This is a genomic window from Xanthomonas sp. NCPPB 2864, assembly GCF_056675615.1.
In genome coordinates, this window is sequence record NZ_JBWWVS010000010.1 from 132,461 (window position 1) to 149,595 (window position 17,135).

A 17,135-nucleotide genomic window follows, 5' to 3' on the forward strand; every position below is an offset into this window, starting at 1 on the left:
AGGGCGTTACGGATGCGTGAAGTCGATAGCGGCCGTTTATGCAATTAATTGATGGTTTGTGTCGAAATCCGCACAATTGTCCAGTTCGCTTTCCAGATTGGGCCGCTGCGGCGATGTAGTAATTGTTAATTCTTGATGAAGTATGACGCGTCGGCTGACGCCCGCCGGCGGATGTCGACAGATTCTCGGAACAAAAAAAGGGCCGCTTCCCTCGCCAGGAAGCGACCCTCAAGATTCGTCACCGAATCAAACTGCGCTCGAATGGTATTTCTGGAGACTGCGGGCGTGACGCGTTGCGGTGGGGCTCAGAACTCCTGCCAGTCGCTCGGATCGGCGGTGGCTGCCACCGTCGTCTTGCCGGTGTTGCTGCGGCGCGGGGCCGCGTTGCTGCCGGCACGGGCAGCCGGGCGGGCGGCAAAGCGTGCGTTGACCGGCGCAGCGACCATCGACGCGGGCTGACGTGCGGCCGGGCCCTGCTCGACGATCTTGAACACGGCCACCGCCTCGGTGAGTTGCTGGGCCTGTTCTTCCATCGCGCGGGCGGCGGCGGTGGCTTCTTCCACCAGCGCGGCGTTCTGCTGGGTGGCTTCGTCCATGTGGGTGACGGTCTGGTTGACCTGCTCGATGCCGGCCGACTGTTCCTGCGAGGCGGCGGAGATCTCGCCCATGATGTTGGTGACACGCTGCACGCTGGCCACGATCTCGGCCATGGTCTTGCCGGCCTGGTCCACCAGCTGCGAACCGTCGGCCACCCGCTGCACGGAGTCGTCGATCAGGCTCTTGATCTCCTTGGCCGCCGCCGACGAACGCTGTGCCAGGGTACGCACCTCGGAGGCGACCACCGCAAAGCCGCGGCCCTGGTCGCCGGCACGCGCCGCTTCCACTGCTGCATTCAGGGCCAGGATGTTGGTCTGGAACGAGATGCCGTCGATGACGCTGATGATGTCGGCGATGCGCTTGGACGAGGCCTCGATGCCGCTCATGGTGTCGACCACCTTGCTGACCACCTCGCCGCCCTGCGAGGCCACGCTGGCGGCGCCGATGGCGAGTTGATTGGCCTGGCGTGCGCTTTCGGCGTTCTGGCGCACGGTGGAGGTGAGCTCCTCCATCGAGGCGGCGGTTTCCTCCAGGTTGGCGGCCTGCTGTTCGGTGCGCTGCGACAGATCCTGGTTGCCGGCGGCGATCTCGCTGGCGGCGGCGTTGATCGAGGTGGCCGAGTGCTGGATGTGCCCGACGATGCCGGACAACTGGGTCGCGGTGGCGTTGGCGTCGTCGCGCATCTGTGCAAACACGCCCTTGAACTCGCCGTCCATGCGTGCGGTCAGGTCGCCGGCGGCAATCGCGCGCAGGATGCCCGACAGCGACTGCAGGCTGCCGTCGGCGGTAGCCATCAACTGGTTGAGGCTCTCGACCATGACGCGGAAATCGAACTGGAACTGCGCTGCATCGCCGCGTGCACCGAAGTTGCCGTCTGCAGCGGACTGGGCCAGTTGCTTGATCTGCTGATTCATCGAGGCCAGGTTGGTTTTCACCTGCGCCATGGTGTCGGTCAGTCTGGCCTTTTCGCCGGGCAGCGCGTCCATGTCCTCGCTGAGGTCGCCGATGGCGTAGCGGCCCATGATCTGTGCCAGACGCAGCGTCACCTGGACGTGGCTGTCGACCAGGGCGTTGGTATCGCCGGCCATGCGGCCGTAGTCGCCGGGGAACGCGTCGGCATCCATGCGGAAGCTGATCTGGCCGTTGTCGTGGCGCTTGGCCATGTCCAGCTGCGCAGTGATCAGGTTGCGCACCTGCGACTGCATCTTGTCCATTGCCTGCAGCAGGCGGCCGGTTTCGTCGCTGGCCTCGCTGTGCACTTGGTTGTCGAGCCGGCCGTCGGCGATCGCTTCGGCGGCGCGGGTGGCGCGGTTCAACGGGCCGGTGAGGCTGCGCGTGATCGTCCAGGCCAGCAGGGCGCTCAGCAGCACCACGGCCAGGCCGCCGCCGATCAGCATGCTGCGACCACGTGCCATGGCGTCATTGGCCTGCGTGTAGGCGACCTGGCTGCTCTTGCGTTGCGCTTCGGAGTAGGTGCGGATCGCATCCTGCCAGCGCTGGGTGGCTGGGGCGGCACGCTGGATCAGGATCGGCATGGCCTGGTCGACCTTGCCGGCCGTGCCCAGTTCGCGTACCTGCTGGTTGTGCGATAGCGCCTGTTCGCGCGCCAGATCCAGCGCATCGCGCATGCGCTGCCCTTGGGCATCGGTGGGGAAGGCATACAGCTTGTCACGCACTTCCTTGTAGCGAATCCGCTGCGCATCGATCGCATCACCGAACTGGCGATTCTGCTCGGCAGTGGTCGGCAGCACGATGTTGCGCAGGTTCAACGAGATGGTGGCATTGGCGTCCAGCATGTCGGTGGCGTACTGGATCATCGCCATGTTGCGGTTGACGATGGTGTCCAGGCGCTCACGCGCCTGGCTGAGCGTGTACAGGCCGGCGGCCACCAGCGCGCAGGACAGAAGGATCAGCACGCCGAAGGCCAGGGAGAGGCGCTTGCCGACGTTGAAGCGGTGCAGAAAGGAATTCATTGGGTGACCTGAGCGAATGTGCCGTTAGGTGGACTGGCATGCGATGCACTGCTGGAGCAGTGCGTCGCACGTCATGCCTCGTGTGATGCGTCGGTCAGATAACGGCGTTAGAACTGCTGTATTGAGGCAAGCCGGGCTGGCCGGTAAAGCCGGGTCTCAGGCACGTGACTGCCATGTGTACAAGGGGTAGGGAATTGGTGGGGGTGTGTCGGGAATTCCCCTAGAAAACACACGTTGAACGCGGTTTTGGAGGCAACGCGAGAGAGTCCGGGATGCACGATGTGAAGTGCGATTTCACGCCGGACGCGGTGTATGCGGGCCTGCGGGCAGCTGGCATGGTGCGCACAACGCAAAACGGCACCGCGTGTGCGGTGCCGTTGTGACCTTGCTGCGGATGCGGAACTGCACGGCCGCGTGCTCGAGCGTGGTGTCGAGCATATGTATCCCGCGCACCGTGCACGCCGGTTGCAACAACTGGCGTGCACTGCTGTCGATGTGCTGACAGCACCTGTTGGCGGTTTAGAACTCCTGCCAGTCACCCACGTCGTTTGCCGTTGCCGACGCACCCGCGGTGCTGCGGCGCACGGGCGCGGCCGTGCTGGCGCGGGCGATCGGGCGCGGTGTGCTGCGGGCATTGGCGGGCGCATTGGCAATGGCCGACAACTGGCGCGCCACCGGTGCGTGTTCGGCAACCTTGAACACGGCGACCGCTTCGGTGAGCTGCTGGGCCTGTTCTTCCATCGCCCGTGCGGCGGCGGTGGCTTCTTCCACCAACGCGGCATTCTGCTGGGTGGTTTCGTCCATCTGGGTCACGGTCTGGTTGACCTGCTCGATGCCGGAGTACTGCTCCTGCGACGCAGAGGAAATCTCGCCCATGATGTTGGTGACGCGCTGCACGCTGGCAACGATTTCGGCCATGGTGGTACCGGCCTGGTCGACCAGGGTGGCACCCTGGGTGACCTTGTCGACCGAGTCGTCGATCAGGTGCTTGATCTCCTTGGCCGCACCGGCCGAGCGCTGCGCCAGGGTGCGTACTTCGCTGGCGACCACTGCAAAGCCGCGCCCCTGTTCGCCGGCACGCGCCGCTTCCACCGCGGCATTCAAAGCCAGGATATTGGTCTGGAAGGCGATGCCGTCGATCACGCTGATGATCTCGGCGATCTTCTTCGACGAGCTCTGGATGTCGGACATGGTGGTGACCACCTTGGCCACCACATCGCCGCCTTGCGAGGCCACTGCTGCCGCGCCGATGGCGAGCTGGTTGGCTTGGCTGGCGTGCTCGGCATTCTGCTTGACGGTGGAGGTGAGCTCTTCCATCGAGGCAGCGGTTTCTTCCAGGTTGGCGGCCTGCTGCTCGGTGCGCTGCGACAGATCCTGGTTGCCCGAGGCGATTTCGCCCGATGCCAGGCCGATCGCGTCGGCAGCGGTCTGGATGCGGCCCACGATGCCGGCCAGCTGTTCGGCGGTGGCGTTGGCATCGTCACGCATCTGTGCAAACACGCCCTGGTACTGGCCACTCATGCGTGCGGTGAGATCGCCGGCGGCGATCGACTGCAGCAGGCCGGACAGCGACTGCAGGTTGCCGTCGGCGGTGGCCATCAGGTTATTGAGGCTTTCCACCATCACGCGGAAATCGTACTGGAAGCGCTCGGCATCGCCGCGGGCGCTGAAGTCGCCGTTTGCGGCCGACACGGCCAGGTGCTTGATCTGGGTATTCATCGCACCGAGATTGACCTTGACCTGCGCCATGGTGTCGCTGAGCACGGCCTTTTCGCCGGGCAGCTTTTCCATGTCCTCGGACAGGTCGCCGATCGCATAGCGGCCCATGATATGTGCCAGGCGCAGCTTCACCGAGATGTGCGAGCCGACCAGGGCGTTGGTGTCCTTGGCCATGCGGCCGAAGTCGCCCGGGAAGGCGCCGGCATCCATGCGGAAGCTGATCTGGCCGTCATCGTGGCGCTTGGCCATGTCCAGCTGCGCGCTGATGAGGTTGCGCACCTGGCCCTGCATGCGATCCATGGCCTGCAACAGGCGGCCGGTTTCGTCGTTGGACTGCGTGCGTACGTCGTTGTCGAGAGTGCCGTTGGCGATCGCTTCGGCGGCGCGGGTGGCCTGGGTCAACGGGCGCACCAGGCTGCGGGTGATCAGGAAGCCGAGCAGGGTACTGAACAGCACCACCGCCACGCCGCCGCCGATCAACAGCGCACGGCCGCGGGCCATTTCTGCCGTCGTGGCCACATAGGCTTCCTGGGTGCGCTGACGCTGCAGATCGGAATACTCCGTCAACGCGTCCTGCCAGTTCTGCGTGTTCGGTGCGGCCTTTTCCAGCAACAGCTTGAGTGCCTCATCAGCCTTGCCGGTCAGGCCCAGCTGCACGACGGTGTCCCTGGTCTCGCGGGCCTGCTCGCTGGCAAGGTCGATCCGCTCGCGGATCTGGGTGGCCTGGGGCGAGGCCGAAAACGCATACAGCTTGCGGCGCGTGTCTTCGTAGCTCTTCAGCTGGTTCTTGATGATGGCGTAGAAGCGCAGATTGTCTTCTTGCGAGGTCGGCAACACGATGTTGCGCAGCTGCACGGCGATGACCGAGGTGGCGTTGGTCATGTCCTGTGCGTACTGCATGATCGTGATGTTGCGGTTGACCACCGTGTCCATGCGATCGCGGGCCTGCGCCAATGTATGCAGGCCGGCGGCGACAAGTGCGCACGACAACAGGATCAGCGTGCCAAAGGCGAAGCTCAGGCGCTTGCCGACGTTGTACCGTTGAAGAAGAGCGATCATTTGGGGGATCTCAAGGCAGTGGGACAAGAAGGAACAAGACGCGTCGGGTTGACGCGTGGGCGATGCGCAGTGACGGCGCAGCAGGCAGGCATCCAGCCGATCCATCACCCGGGCCACCGCGTGGTGACCCCGGCAATTGCAAGGCAGGTATGCGTGCGTGGTAGGTAACGGCCGGTACCTGGACGACTGAACGCGTGCCCACCGCTGCGTATGGGTGGCCGTCACTGAAGTGACGCGCATGTGCACAAATGGACCGGAAACGTCGATGGGAGCGCTATCAACACCGGTGCATCCATCGGCGGATTCACATCTGTCTCACCATTTTGGGCGCGGTGCGACGTTGCCGTTGCGAGATGGCCGGGTGAAAATCCCTGGCCGATGCAGCGATGGGGCCGGCTATGCGACGTTATCGTAGCGGCGTGCGAGAGCAGGTCATTGCCTGCGCCAGGCATCAAACGGGTGCCGGGCAAGTTGAAGTGGGATCCGCAGCTGCGATGTCATACCGCTTGCATTGGTTTCGGTCGGGATGCAGCGCTCGATTGCGCGGCTCAGGCGGTGTTGCTCGGCCGCGATCGGTCAGCACACCGGCGCCGGCGACCCTGTTGCATGAGGGCCCTGTGCGCTGGCCCACATGTGTGCGGCTTGGCGCGCATGCAGCTGCGCGCGCAACCGCCTTACGCGGCGCGCACCAGCCTGGCCGGCCTGGCAGCGGCTTGCAGCTGGAACACCGACACCGCATCGCGCAACTGCTGCGCCTGTGCTTCCATCGCACGCGCGGCGGCAGTGGCTTCTTCCACCAGCGCGGCGTTCTGCTGGGTGGACTGGTCCATCTGCGCGATGGTCTGGCCGACCAGTTCGATACCTTGCGACTGCTGCTGCGAGGCTTCGCTGATCTCGTGCATGATCTCGGTAACGCCGCGCACCGAATCGACGATGTCCTGCATGGTGCGGCCGGCCTGGCTGACCAGCACGTTGCCTTGCTCGACCCGGTTCACCGAATCGTCGATCAGCTGCTTGATCTCCTTGGCCGCGCCGGCCGAGCGCTGCGCCAGGGTACGTACCTCGGAGGCGACCACCGCAAAGCCGCGCCCCTGTTCGCCGGCGCGTGCAGCTTCCACCGCCGCATTCAAGGCCAGGATATTGGTCTGGAACGCGATGCCGTCGATGACCGAGATGATGTCGGCGATCTTGCGCGAGGCGGCCTGGATGCCGGCCATGGTGCCGACGACTTCGCCGACCACCGTGCCACCTTGCGCGGCCACCGCGGCGGCACCGACCACCAGCTGGTTGGCGCGCCGCGCATGCTCGGCGTTGTTGCGCACGGTGGAGGTGAGTTCCTCCATCGAGGCGGCGGTTTCTTCCAGGTTGGCGGCCTGCTGCTCGGTGCGCTGCGACAGGTCCTGGTTGCCGGCGGCAATCTCGCTGGCGGCATCGTTGATCGCGTCGGTGGACTGCTGGATGCGTCCGACGATATCGGCCAGTTGCACCACGGTGGCATTGGCATCGTCGCGCATCTGCGCGAATACGCCGTGGAAGTCGCCATGCATGCGGGTGGTGAGGTCGCCGGCGGCGATGGCCCGCAGCACGCTGGATAGCGCGCCCAGATTGCCATCGGCGGTGGCCATCAGCTGGTTGAGACTCTCCACCATGGCCAGGAAGTCGTGCTGGAAGCGCTGGGTATCGCCACGCACGCTGAAATCGCCGTTGGCCGCAGCCTGCGCCAGCAGCTTGATCTCGCTGTTCATCGCAGACAGGTTGCGCTTGACCGCATCCATGGTGTCGCTGAACACGGCTTTTTCGCCGGGCAGGCGGTCCATGTCCTGGCTCAGGTCGCCGATGGCATAACGCGACATGATCTGGGCGAGTTTCATCTTCACCGCGATATGCGAGCCGACCAGCGCGTTGGTGTCGCGCACCATGGTGGCGTACGCGCCCGGGAAGGTCTCGGCGTCCATGCGATAACTGATCTGGCCGGCGTCGTGGCGCTGGGCCATCTCGCTCTGCGCGGCCAGCACCCGCTGCAGCTGCTCCTGCATCCGGCGCATGTTGTCGAGCAGCTGGCCGGTTTCATCGCGGCTGGGCGCGGCGATGCGCTCGCCGAGCTGGCCTTGCGCGATATTGGCGGCCACCACAGCGGCGCGGCGCACATTGCGGGTCAGCCGCGACAAGGTGTACCAGCCCAGCGCTGCGATCAGCACCGCCAGCAGCGACAACCCGGCAATGGCCTGCCACATCGCGTTGCGGGCATCGGCCAGGTGGCGTTCGGACTGGCGCTGCAGGGCCTGCAGCGAGACGCTGCTGAGCGCCTGCATGGCTTGGCCGAGATCGTCGAGCGCAGCGTTCCATTGGGTGTCGGCGTTGGCGTCGCTGCCGTCCAGCGCGGTGCCGAGTGCGGCCAGCGCTGCGGTTGCACGCATGGTTTCGGTCCTGGCAGCATCGGCCAGGGCGGGGTCGGGTTGTTCCAGCAGGCCCATCGCCTTGTCCAGCTCATGCCGGAAGCGCACATGGCTGCGAGCCAACTGGCCGAGCTGTTCGCGCAGCATGGCGCGGCTGTCGGCCGCCTGCGACGGATCGCTGGCCGCATCCAGGCGGGTCAGCGATTCGGTGGCATCGGGGCTGTAGATCAGGGTGGCCACCACCAGGTGGTAGCTCTCGATATAGGGGGTATAGACCAGCTGGCTGTCGTCGCGCAAGGCGTCGAGCGCAGCAAACGCCTGCTCGCTGACCGCGGCGTAGCCGTCTGCCGCGGCGCTGCCGACGTGGCGCTGCTGCAGGCCCAGCAAGGCCTTCTGGCTGCGTTCGAAGCCCGGCATCGTGGCGGTGGTGGCCAGCAGTTGTTGCAGATCGCGATCGGCGCGCGCGGCCGCGGCTGCAGCGGCGTCACCGCTGTCGACGTGGGCGGCGTGCAGGTCGGTGATCAGGCCCAGCATCTGCCCAAGCGGCGCATAGCTACGCAACTCGTTGCTGCTGATGGCCACACTTTCGTTGAGCTTGCCGCTGTACAGCAGTACCGGAATGACCAGGCCGGCCAAGGCCAGGATGCCGATCATGCCGAGTTTCTTGGCGATCGCCAGATCATCCCAGCGGCTGCTCCAGCGCTGGTGAGAGGGTGGGGCGGTCTGCGGCGACAGCACGGGCGAAGTGGTCATGGAGGATTCTCGTAGGCGTACGCAGCCTATCGGCCCATAACAGTTATGCCTTGAGCCGGTCGGCATCGATGCCGACCGGCTCCATTCAGAATGTTGTGCTCGCTTGGCTCAGAACTCCTGCCAACTGGCGTCGTTGCTTGGCGCGGTGACCACGGCGCGCGGCTTGGACGCGGCGGTGCGTCCGGCCGCGACCACCTTGGCCTTCAGCGCGGGAGTCACCACCGGCCGCGGCGCGGCGGTGCGCACCGGCGCCAGGGCATGGGCGGCATCGGTCTTGAATACCGCCACCGCGTCGGTGAGCTGGGTGGCCTGGTCTTCCAGCGCACGTGCGGCGGCGGTAGCTTCTTCCACCAGCGCGGCGTTCTGCTGGGTGGCCTCGTCCATCTGGGTGACGGTCTGGTTGACCTGCTCGATGCCCGAGGATTGCTCCTGCGAGGCAGCGGAGATCTCGCCCATGATGTCGGTGACCCGCTGCACGCTGGACACGATCTCGCCCATGGTCTTGCCGGCGCTGTGCACCAGTACCGACCCTTCGGAGACACGCTGCACCGAGTCGTCGATCAGCCCCTTGATCTCCCTGGCGGCTGCGGACGAGCGCTGCGCCAGCGTGCGCACTTCCGAGGCGACCACGGCAAAGCCGCGGCCCTGCTCGCCGGCGCGGGCGGCTTCCACCGCCGCGTTCAAGGCCAGGATGTTGGTCTGGAACGAGATGCCGTCGATGACCGAGATGATGTCGGCGATCTTCTTGGACGAGGCTTCGATGCCGCTCATGGTCTCGACCACCTTGCTGACGATCTCGCCGCCCTGCGAGGCCACGCCGGCCGCGCCGATGGCGAGCTGGTTGGCCTGGCGCGCGCTCTCGGCGTTCTGCTTGACGGTGGAGGTGAGCTCTTCCATCGAGGCGGCGGTTTCTTCCAGGTTGGCGGCCTGCTGCTCGGTGCGCTGCGACAGATCCTGGTTACCGGCCGCGATCTCGCTGGCAGCGCCCTTGATCGACACCGCCGAGGCCTTGATGCCGCTGACGATTTCGGCCAGCTGCGTGGCGGTGGCATTGGCGTCGTCACGCATCTGCGCGAACACGCCGCGGAAGTCGCCGCTCATGCGTGCGGTGAGGTCGCCGGCGGCGATGGACTGCAGCAGGGTGGAGAGCGACTGCAGGTTGCCGTCGGCGGTGGACATCAGGTTGTTGAGGCTTTCCACCATCAGGCGGAAGTCGTACTGGAAGCGCTCGGCATCGCCGCGGGCGCTGAAGTCGCCGTTGGCCGCCGACAGTGCCAGATGCTTGATCTCGGTATTCATTGCACCGAGATTGACCTTGACCTGCGCCATGGTCTCGCTGAGCACGGCCTTTTCGCCGGGCAGTTTTTCCATATCCTCGGACAGGTCGCCGATCGCGTAGCGGCCCATGATCTGCGCCAGGCGCATCTTCACCGCGATGTGCGAGCCCACCAACATGTTGGTGTCGTGCGCCATGCGGCCGTACTCGCCGGGGAAGGCAGCGGCATCGATGCGGAAGCTGATCTGGCCATCGTCGTGGCGCTTGGCCATGTCGGTCTGCGCGCTGAGCAGGTTGCGCAGCTGCAGCTGCATCTTGCTCATGGCCTTGAGCAGGCGGCCGGCTTCGTCATTGGCCTGCGTATTGACGTCGTTGTCCAGGTTGCCGCCGGCAATCGCTTCTGCGGCGCGGGTGGCGCGGCTCAACGGCTGGGTGAGGCTGCGGGTGATCAGCAGGCCCAGCGTAGCGCTCAGCAACACCACCAGCAGCGAACCACCGACCAGCAGCTTGCGCGAGCCGTCCATGGATTGCAGCGCTGCTGCCGAGGCTTCGCTGGCCAGCTTGTCTTGCAGTGTGATGTTTTCGCCAATCTTGTCCTGCCATTGCTGCATTGCAGGTGCCGCCTTGGTCAGCAGCAAGGGCAGTGCCTCGTCTCTGCGACCGGTCATCACCATATCCATGACTTTGTCGTTCAAGACTTTAACTTCGGCGCGGCGGGCATCGATCTCCGCGCGCAGGATCTTGCCTTTTTCGGACGGCGGCAATGCATACAATTCGTCGCGTGCCTTGGTGTAGTCGGCACGTGCAGACTGGATCTTCGCAATGAAGTCGCGATTTTCCGCATCGGTAGTGGGCAGCACCACATTGCGCAACTGCAGGCCGATAATGAAATTGGCATTGATCATGTCGTTGGACAGACGGATCTTTGTCATGTTCTCGTGCACCAGCTGGTCCACCAGCGAGCGGGCCGAACTCAGGCCGCGGTAGCCGATAAAGGCGATGACGCCAGACAACAGGATCAGCACGGCAAAGGCCGCCGCCAAGCGAGGGCCGACGTTGTAGCGTTGGAGAAGTGCAGTCATGACAGATCCTGGAAGGCGTTATGCGATTGAAGGGAAGCGACCGAGTAGCGCCGACCACATGCTGTATGCCGCGTCGCTATGCGCAGTAACGGCGCGCAATGCCTATTACTTAATACCTCCATATCAAAAATATATAAGTCGAGTCATGCTTGTGAAATCGACGTTGCGGAGTAAATCGCGGCGCGCTCCGAATTTAAGTCTTCCAGAGATACATAATGCCGGGCTCAAGTGCTGGTTTATTGATACACAAGTAAAATATTATTATCTATATGCGTTTATTCTTGCCTCATGGCTGAGACTGCTTCCGGAACATTGCGGCAATAAAAAAGCCGCGCTCCCGAAAGAGCGCGGCCTGGACTGCAGCGACTTGTATGTCGACGATCTGCGCGTTTAGAACTCCGCCCAATCCGACTCGTTGGACGGCGCTGCTGCAGCGGCAGTACGTGCGGTCGACCGTGCGGCAGCCGGCTTGGAGGCAGCCAGCGTGGACACCGATGACCTGGCAGCGGGCGTCTTGGCAGCAGGCGCAGTGCTGGCGGCCGGGCGCTTGGCGGTGATGTGGCGCACCACCGGGGTGGCGCGTGTCACTGCTTCCAGCTCGGCCGACAGCCGGAACAGCGCGACCGCTTCGGTGAGCTGCTGCGCCTGTTCTTCCATCGAACGCGCGGCGGCGGTGGCTTCTTCCACCAGCGCGGCGTTTTGCTGGGTGGCTTCGTCCATGTGGGTGACGGTCTGGTTGACCTGCTCGATGCCGGCCGACTGCTCCTGGGAGGCGGCGGAAATCTCGCTCATGATGTCGGTGACGCGCTGCACCGAAGAGACGATCTCGCTCATGGTGCTGCCGGCCTGATTCACCAGCGCCGAGCCTTCGGCCACCTTGCTCACCGAGTCGTCGATCAGGCTCTTGATCTCCTTCGCTGCGGCGGCCGAACGCTGTGCCAGCGTGCGCACTTCCGAGGCGACCACGGCAAATCCACGGCCCTGCTCACCGGCACGCGCCGCTTCCACCGCCGCGTTCAACGCCAGGATGTTGGTCTGGAAGGCGATGCCGTCGATCACCGAGATGATCTCGGCGATCTTCTTGGACGAGGTCTGGATACCGGACATGGTGGTGACCACCTGGCCGACCACGCTGCCGCCGTGCGAGGCGACATCGGCGGCACCGATCGCCAGCTGGTTGGCCTGGCGCGCGTGTTCGGCATTCTGCTTGACGGTGGAGGTGAGCTCTTCCATCGAGGCGGCGGTTTCTTCCAGGTTGGCGGCCTGTTGTTCGGTGCGCTGCGACAGGTCCTGGTTGCCGGCGGCGATTTCGCCTGCGGCGGTGTTGATGGCCAGGGTGGAGTGCTTGATGCGGCCGACGATGTCGGTCAGGCGCTGGGTGGTGGCATTGGCATCGTCGCGCAGACGCGCGAACACGCCGTGGAACTCGCCATCCATACGCGCGGTGAGATCGCCCTCGGCAACGGCGCCGAGCAACTGCGAGAGCTTGCCCAGATTGCGGTCGCTGACTTCCATCATCGAGTTCAGATCCGACACCATCACCGCGAAGTCGTACTTGAAACGTGCTGCGTCGCCACGTGCGCTGAAGTCGCCGGCCGCTGCGGCTTGCGCCAGCTGCTTGATCTCGGTGTTGATCGACAATAGGCTGGCCTTGGCCGCATCCATCGCCTCATGCAGGATGGCGCGGCTTGCCGGCAGACGGCGTGCGTCCTGGGTCAAATCGCCCTGTGCGTACTGGTTGAGAATGCGCACCGCGTCGGTGATGGCATCCAGATGCTCGAAGATCATCGTGTTGATGCCAGTGGCCAGGGTGCCGTACACGCCGGGGAAATCCTCCGGCATGCGGTGGGTGATGTCTTCGGCCGCATGCAGGTGCGACATGCGCGCGGTTTCGTCGCTGAAGCGGCGCAGCATCTGCGTCATGCCGCCGGTGGCTTCGAGCATCTGGCCAATTTCATCGTTGCTGGTCTTGTTGACCTGCACACTCAGATCGCCGCGCGAGACCGCCTTGATGGCGCCCAGCGCCTTGGACAGCGGATTGGTGATGCTGCGTGCGATCAGCCAGCCAAAGGTCACCGACAGCGCGGCCATCAGCAGTGTGCCGATCAGCAGCACCGCGCTGGTCAGCTTGAACGAGGCGTCGCTGGCCGCGACCATGTCGCTCAGGGCCTTGGACTGCTGTGCATACAGCTTGTCGACCGAGGCGAACAGTTCCTTGCGGATCTCGCCGGACTGCTTGCGCGAAAATTCCATCGCCGCGGCGCGGTCTGGGTCTGTATAGAGCTTGCGCAGTTGCTGGTTGGCCGCGAAGTAGCGCGTGCTGGCATCGGTCAGCTTGGCGTACTCGGCCTTCAACGGCGAGGTGGCGCCGATCTTGGTATCCAGGACCTTCTGCGTTTCGATGTATTTGGCCTGGATCTCGTCCATGCGCTTGAAGAACATCGCATAGCGTTCCGGATCGTCCAGATTGACGAACTGGCCCACTTCATAGACGCGGAATTCGCCGGCAAAGCCACGTAGCTCGGATAGACGGCTCAACACCGGCACCACGTCCTGGTTGATCAGGGTGGTCTGCCGCTGCATCTGCTGCATGCGCGAAAAACCGAGCCCGCCAAGCAGGGCGGTCAACACGGCACTCAGGCAAAAGGCAAACATCAATTTGCGGCGGATCGGCCAATCGTTGAACTTGTTCATCAGTAACTCCGGGGCATTGCGCAGGAACGCTCTCCAGCACGCTAGCGGCTGCCCGGCATGATTCTTTATCTTTGAAGGATGAACGGTGCCGTGGCCAGCCCGCGGATGCCGCAATCAGGCCGCCGGCAACGCAGCCGCGGCGGCAAGGCGGGCACGCCGGTGGCGCGGCCGCTACGCGGGTGCGGCCCAGGCTTGGGCCGCCTGCACGCGTGGCTCAGAAGTCCTGCCACTGCCCGTCGTTGCCGCTGGCAAGCACCGGCGTGGTTGCCGGTTTGCGTGCAGCCGCTGCGCCGGGGCTGCGCTTGGGCGCAGCCACTGCCGCTGTGGCGGCTGGCGCTGCCGCCATCGGTGCCGGCGCATCGGCAAGGGTGAAGCGCGACACCGCCTGGGCCAGCTGGCCGGCCTGGTCTTCCATGGTGCGCGCGGCGGCGGTGGCTTCTTCCACCAGCGCAGCGTTCTGCTGGGTGGCCTCGTCCATCTGGGTGATGGTGAGGTTGACCTGCTCGATGCCGGCCGACTGCTCCTGCGAGGCGGCGGCGATCTCGCCCATGATGTCGGTGACACGCTGCACGCTGGCCACGATGTCGGCCATGGTGGTGCCGGCCTGCTGCACCAGCACCGAGCCTTCGGCGACCTTGCTCACCGAGTCGTCGATCAGGTGCTTGATCTCCTTGGCGGCGCCGGCCGAGCGCTGCGCCAGCGTGCGTACTTCCGAGGCGACCACCGCAAAGCCGCGCCCCTGTTCGCCGGCACGCGCCGCCTCCACTGCTGCATTCAGGGCCAGGATATTGGTCTGGAAGGCGATGCCGTCGATGACGCTGATGATCTCGGCGATCTTCTTCGACGAGACCTCGATGCCGGACATGGTGGTGACCACCTTGGCCACCACCGCACCGCCTTGGGAGGCGACGCCGGCCGCGCCGATCACCAGCTGGTTGGCCTGGCGCGCGCTTTCGGCATTCTGCTTGACGGTGGAGGTCAGCTCCTCCATCGAGGCGGCGGTTTCTTCCAGATTGGCGGCCTGTTGTTCGGTGCGCTGAGACAGGTCGTTGTTGCCGGCGGCGATCTCGCTGGAAGCGGTGTGGATGCTGCCGGCGGCCTGCTGGATGCGCCCGATCACCAGCGCCAGTTGCTCGGCGGTGGTGTTGGCGTCGTCGCGCATGCGGGCAAACACGCCGTGGAAATCGCCCTGCATGCGCGCACTCAGGTCGCCATCGGCCAGTGCGCTGAGCAGGCGCGAGACCTCGGCGATGCTGACCGCGTTGGCATCGAGCAGCGCATTGAGCTGCTGCGCCAACTGCAGGAAGAAGCCTTGCTTGCCGGTGCTGTCGATACGCCTGGACAGGTCGCCGGCCGCGGCGCTGCGCACCACATCGGCCACGTCGATTTCCACGCGCGCCTCGGCGGTGCGGTCGCGCCATTCGCAGACAAAGCCCAGATGCGCACCGGCCGAGTCGCGGATCGCCGAGACATCCTGGGTGATGCATGCCGCGCGGTACTGCACCTGGCGTTGCGCCGAATCCTGGCGATCCAGACGTTGATAGATCTCCGCATCCTGCGCATTGCCCACTTCCAGCATGGACACCGATTGACCGATCAGGTTGCTGGAGCGGTCGAATGCCGGCGCGCAGGCGTGGATGTCGTCGGCATAGGTCTGCAGCAAGGTCCGCAGCGCGGTGTTGGCGTAGATGATGGTCAGGTCCGGGTCGGCGATGTACATGCCGGTGGAGGCGTTGTCGAGCGCGGTGCGGATGCGCAGGTTTTCCGCAGCGATGCTGCGCTCGCGCTCCAGGCGTTCGCGCAGGTCGCGCTGCATGCGCGCCAATGCGGCCATCAGGCTGCGTGCGTGATGTGCGGCCACCGGAATGGGTTGGTCCAGGCGACCTTCGGCGATGTGCTGCGCGGCGCTCATGGCCAGCTGCGGCTCGCCGCCGAGCAGGCCGAACACCGAGCGCAGGATCCAGCCGGCGGCCAGTGCCAGGCAGACGAAGGCGAGCACCACCGCGCCGCCTTGCTGCCACATCACCCGGTGGCTGTCCTGTTCGGCCTTGAGCCGATTGGCCTTGTTCAAGGCCAGGATGCGCTCGCTGATCGCGCCCATGCGGGTCTCCAGCTCGGCGAACTTGGCGGTGAAGTCGGCGTAGGCCGCGCCGCTGTCGGCCTGCGTCTCGGCCAGGGTCATGACCTGGTCGGCCGCGCCGATATAGGCCTGCAATGCCGGTGCCGCCGCGTCCAGATCGCTGCGCAGTACCGGGTCCAGTGGCAGTTTGCGGTTGGCCTGCAGCGCCTGACGAAATTCCGTGGCGTGTCCGCCGAGCGCGCTGCGTGCTTCCGCGATCGCGGCGGCGTCCTGGCGCGAGGCGGCCAGCAGGGCGGCAGTGACGTCGCCACGCAGGGCGTCGTGCATCATGTCGGCCTGCATGTGGTTGCGCAGCGCATCGGAGGAGATGACCTGTGCGGCGATCGCGTCGAGCAGGCCGCGCTGGCCGTTGTAGCCGACGCCGCCCAGCGCGAGCAGCGCCAACGCTGCCACCAGCACCAGGATCCCCAGCATATGCATGATTTTCATTGTGCGGCCTGTTTCAGAAGCGGAAAGACAGACCCACGCCGAGCGCGTGATCCGGTGAGCGATCGTTGAGGCCGCGGCTGTACACCGCATCCAGTTGCACATCGTTGCTCAGCAGCCAGGCCGAGCCGACGTCGAGCAGTGCCACGGTGCCGCCGTCCTCGCTGTTGGCGACCTGCGGCAATGCCACTTCCACGAAGGAGCGCACGCGCTCGTTCCAGGCCTTGCCCAGCACCGCACCGAAGATGCCGGCGGTGTAGCGGTTGCCTTGCCCATCGTCGTCCCACACCACGCCGGGCATCACCCCGGCCGAGAGGCTGTCGCTGAGCTCCCATTCGGCCACCAGCCGCAACGATGGCCGTGCACCGTGCCCACGCAGGGCGCGGGCGCCGCTGGGCAGGTCCACATGCAGCAGCCAGGCCAGCGAGGCCTTGCCGTCGTCGGACCCGGCAAGATGGTGCTTGACCCCGAGCGCCACATCGGACATGCCGCTCACCTTGGCCTCGCCGGGTGCGTCGATGCGCTGCCAACCGTCGGTTTCCAGCCGCAGTTCCCAGCTCTGGCCGAGGCCGTAGCGAAACAGCGTGGGCGTGGAATATCCGTCGACCGAGGCATCGCGCTCCCAGGCGACGCTGGTTTCCACCTGCAGCCGGCGGTCGCCGACGGTGAGGCTGGACTCGACGAAATCAGGACGGTCGGTGGCGATCGGATCTTCGGCGCGGGCATGGCCGACGACGCAACACAGCACAATACAGCTGGCAACAAGGCATGGCTTCATGGCAACCCCTGGAACGCGCGAATCTCCGGGCGCATGCGCGGGTCTGGCGACCGGGCACATGCGCTGCTGGACCGGCTGCTACGGTGGGGGCGCAGGCAGTCGATGTCTTCCTCGCTAACGGCAACGGCGGCTGAATCTTTAAGCGTGGCCGATGGCAGGAGCCGGGCAGGGGAACGCGGTCGAGTGTCAGGTCCGCGATAGGACGATGTGGGTGTGCTTCATCCTGTGTCGGCAGCTGCGCG

The 17,135-nt window shown here is 65.3% G+C and carries 8 protein-coding genes; 1 reads left to right on the plus strand and 7 read right to left on the minus strand.

Annotation, left to right across the window (positions count from 1 at the left end; genetic code table 11):
• Positions 1-305: 305 nt before the first annotated feature.
• The 4 genes from AC1KVE_RS18215 to AC1KVE_RS18230 all read right to left on the minus strand — a co-directional run bounded on the left by AC1KVE_RS18215 (position 306) and on the right by AC1KVE_RS18230 (position 10,855).
• Positions 306-2,570 carry a methyl-accepting chemotaxis protein gene (locus tag AC1KVE_RS18215; RefSeq protein ID WP_104608483.1) on the minus strand — a complete coding sequence of 755 codons (2,265 nt, stop codon included), beginning with the start codon at positions 2,568-2,570 and terminating at the stop codon, positions 306-308.
• A 519-nt stretch (positions 2,571-3,089) separates the two neighbouring features.
• Positions 3,090-5,348, minus strand: a complete 2,259-nt coding sequence (locus tag AC1KVE_RS18220) for a methyl-accepting chemotaxis protein (protein ID WP_481092442.1) — start codon at positions 5,346-5,348, stop codon at positions 3,090-3,092.
• A 674-nt stretch (positions 5,349-6,022) separates the two neighbouring features.
• Positions 6,023-8,497 (minus strand): methyl-accepting chemotaxis protein, encoded by a 2,475-nt coding sequence (locus tag AC1KVE_RS18225; RefSeq protein ID WP_481092441.1) that lies wholly within the window; start codon positions 8,495-8,497, stop codon positions 6,023-6,025.
• 108 nt (positions 8,498-8,605) lie between these two features.
• On the minus strand, positions 8,606-10,855 hold the full coding sequence (locus AC1KVE_RS18230) for a methyl-accepting chemotaxis protein (protein WP_481092440.1): 2,250 nt from the start codon (positions 10,853-10,855) through the stop codon (positions 8,606-8,608).
• On the opposite strand from AC1KVE_RS18230, the gene AC1KVE_RS18235 reads away from it, so the two are divergent.
• Positions 10,854-11,249, plus strand: a complete 396-nt coding sequence (locus AC1KVE_RS18235; protein WP_126966331.1) for a hypothetical protein — start codon at positions 10,854-10,856, stop codon at positions 11,247-11,249. The two genes, AC1KVE_RS18230 and AC1KVE_RS18235, sit on opposite strands and share 2 nt — an antisense overlap.
• On the opposite strand, the gene AC1KVE_RS18240 is transcribed toward AC1KVE_RS18235, so the two are convergent.
• The 3 genes from AC1KVE_RS18240 to AC1KVE_RS18250 all read right to left on the minus strand — a co-directional run bounded on the left by AC1KVE_RS18240 (position 11,246) and on the right by AC1KVE_RS18250 (position 16,893).
• Positions 11,246-13,549 (minus strand): methyl-accepting chemotaxis protein, encoded by a 2,304-nt coding sequence (locus tag AC1KVE_RS18240; RefSeq protein ID WP_481092439.1) that lies wholly within the window; start codon positions 13,547-13,549, stop codon positions 11,246-11,248. The two genes, AC1KVE_RS18235 and AC1KVE_RS18240, sit on opposite strands and share 4 nt — an antisense overlap.
• 214 nt (positions 13,550-13,763) lie before the next feature.
• Positions 13,764-16,118 (minus strand): methyl-accepting chemotaxis protein, encoded by a 2,355-nt coding sequence (locus AC1KVE_RS18245; protein WP_478204263.1) that lies wholly within the window; start codon positions 16,116-16,118, stop codon positions 13,764-13,766.
• Between the two features lie 13 nt (positions 16,119-16,131).
• On the minus strand, positions 16,132-16,893 hold the full coding sequence (locus AC1KVE_RS18250; protein WP_102257021.1) for a transporter: 762 nt from the start codon (positions 16,891-16,893) through the stop codon (positions 16,132-16,134).
• Positions 16,894-17,135 lie beyond the last annotated feature (242 nt).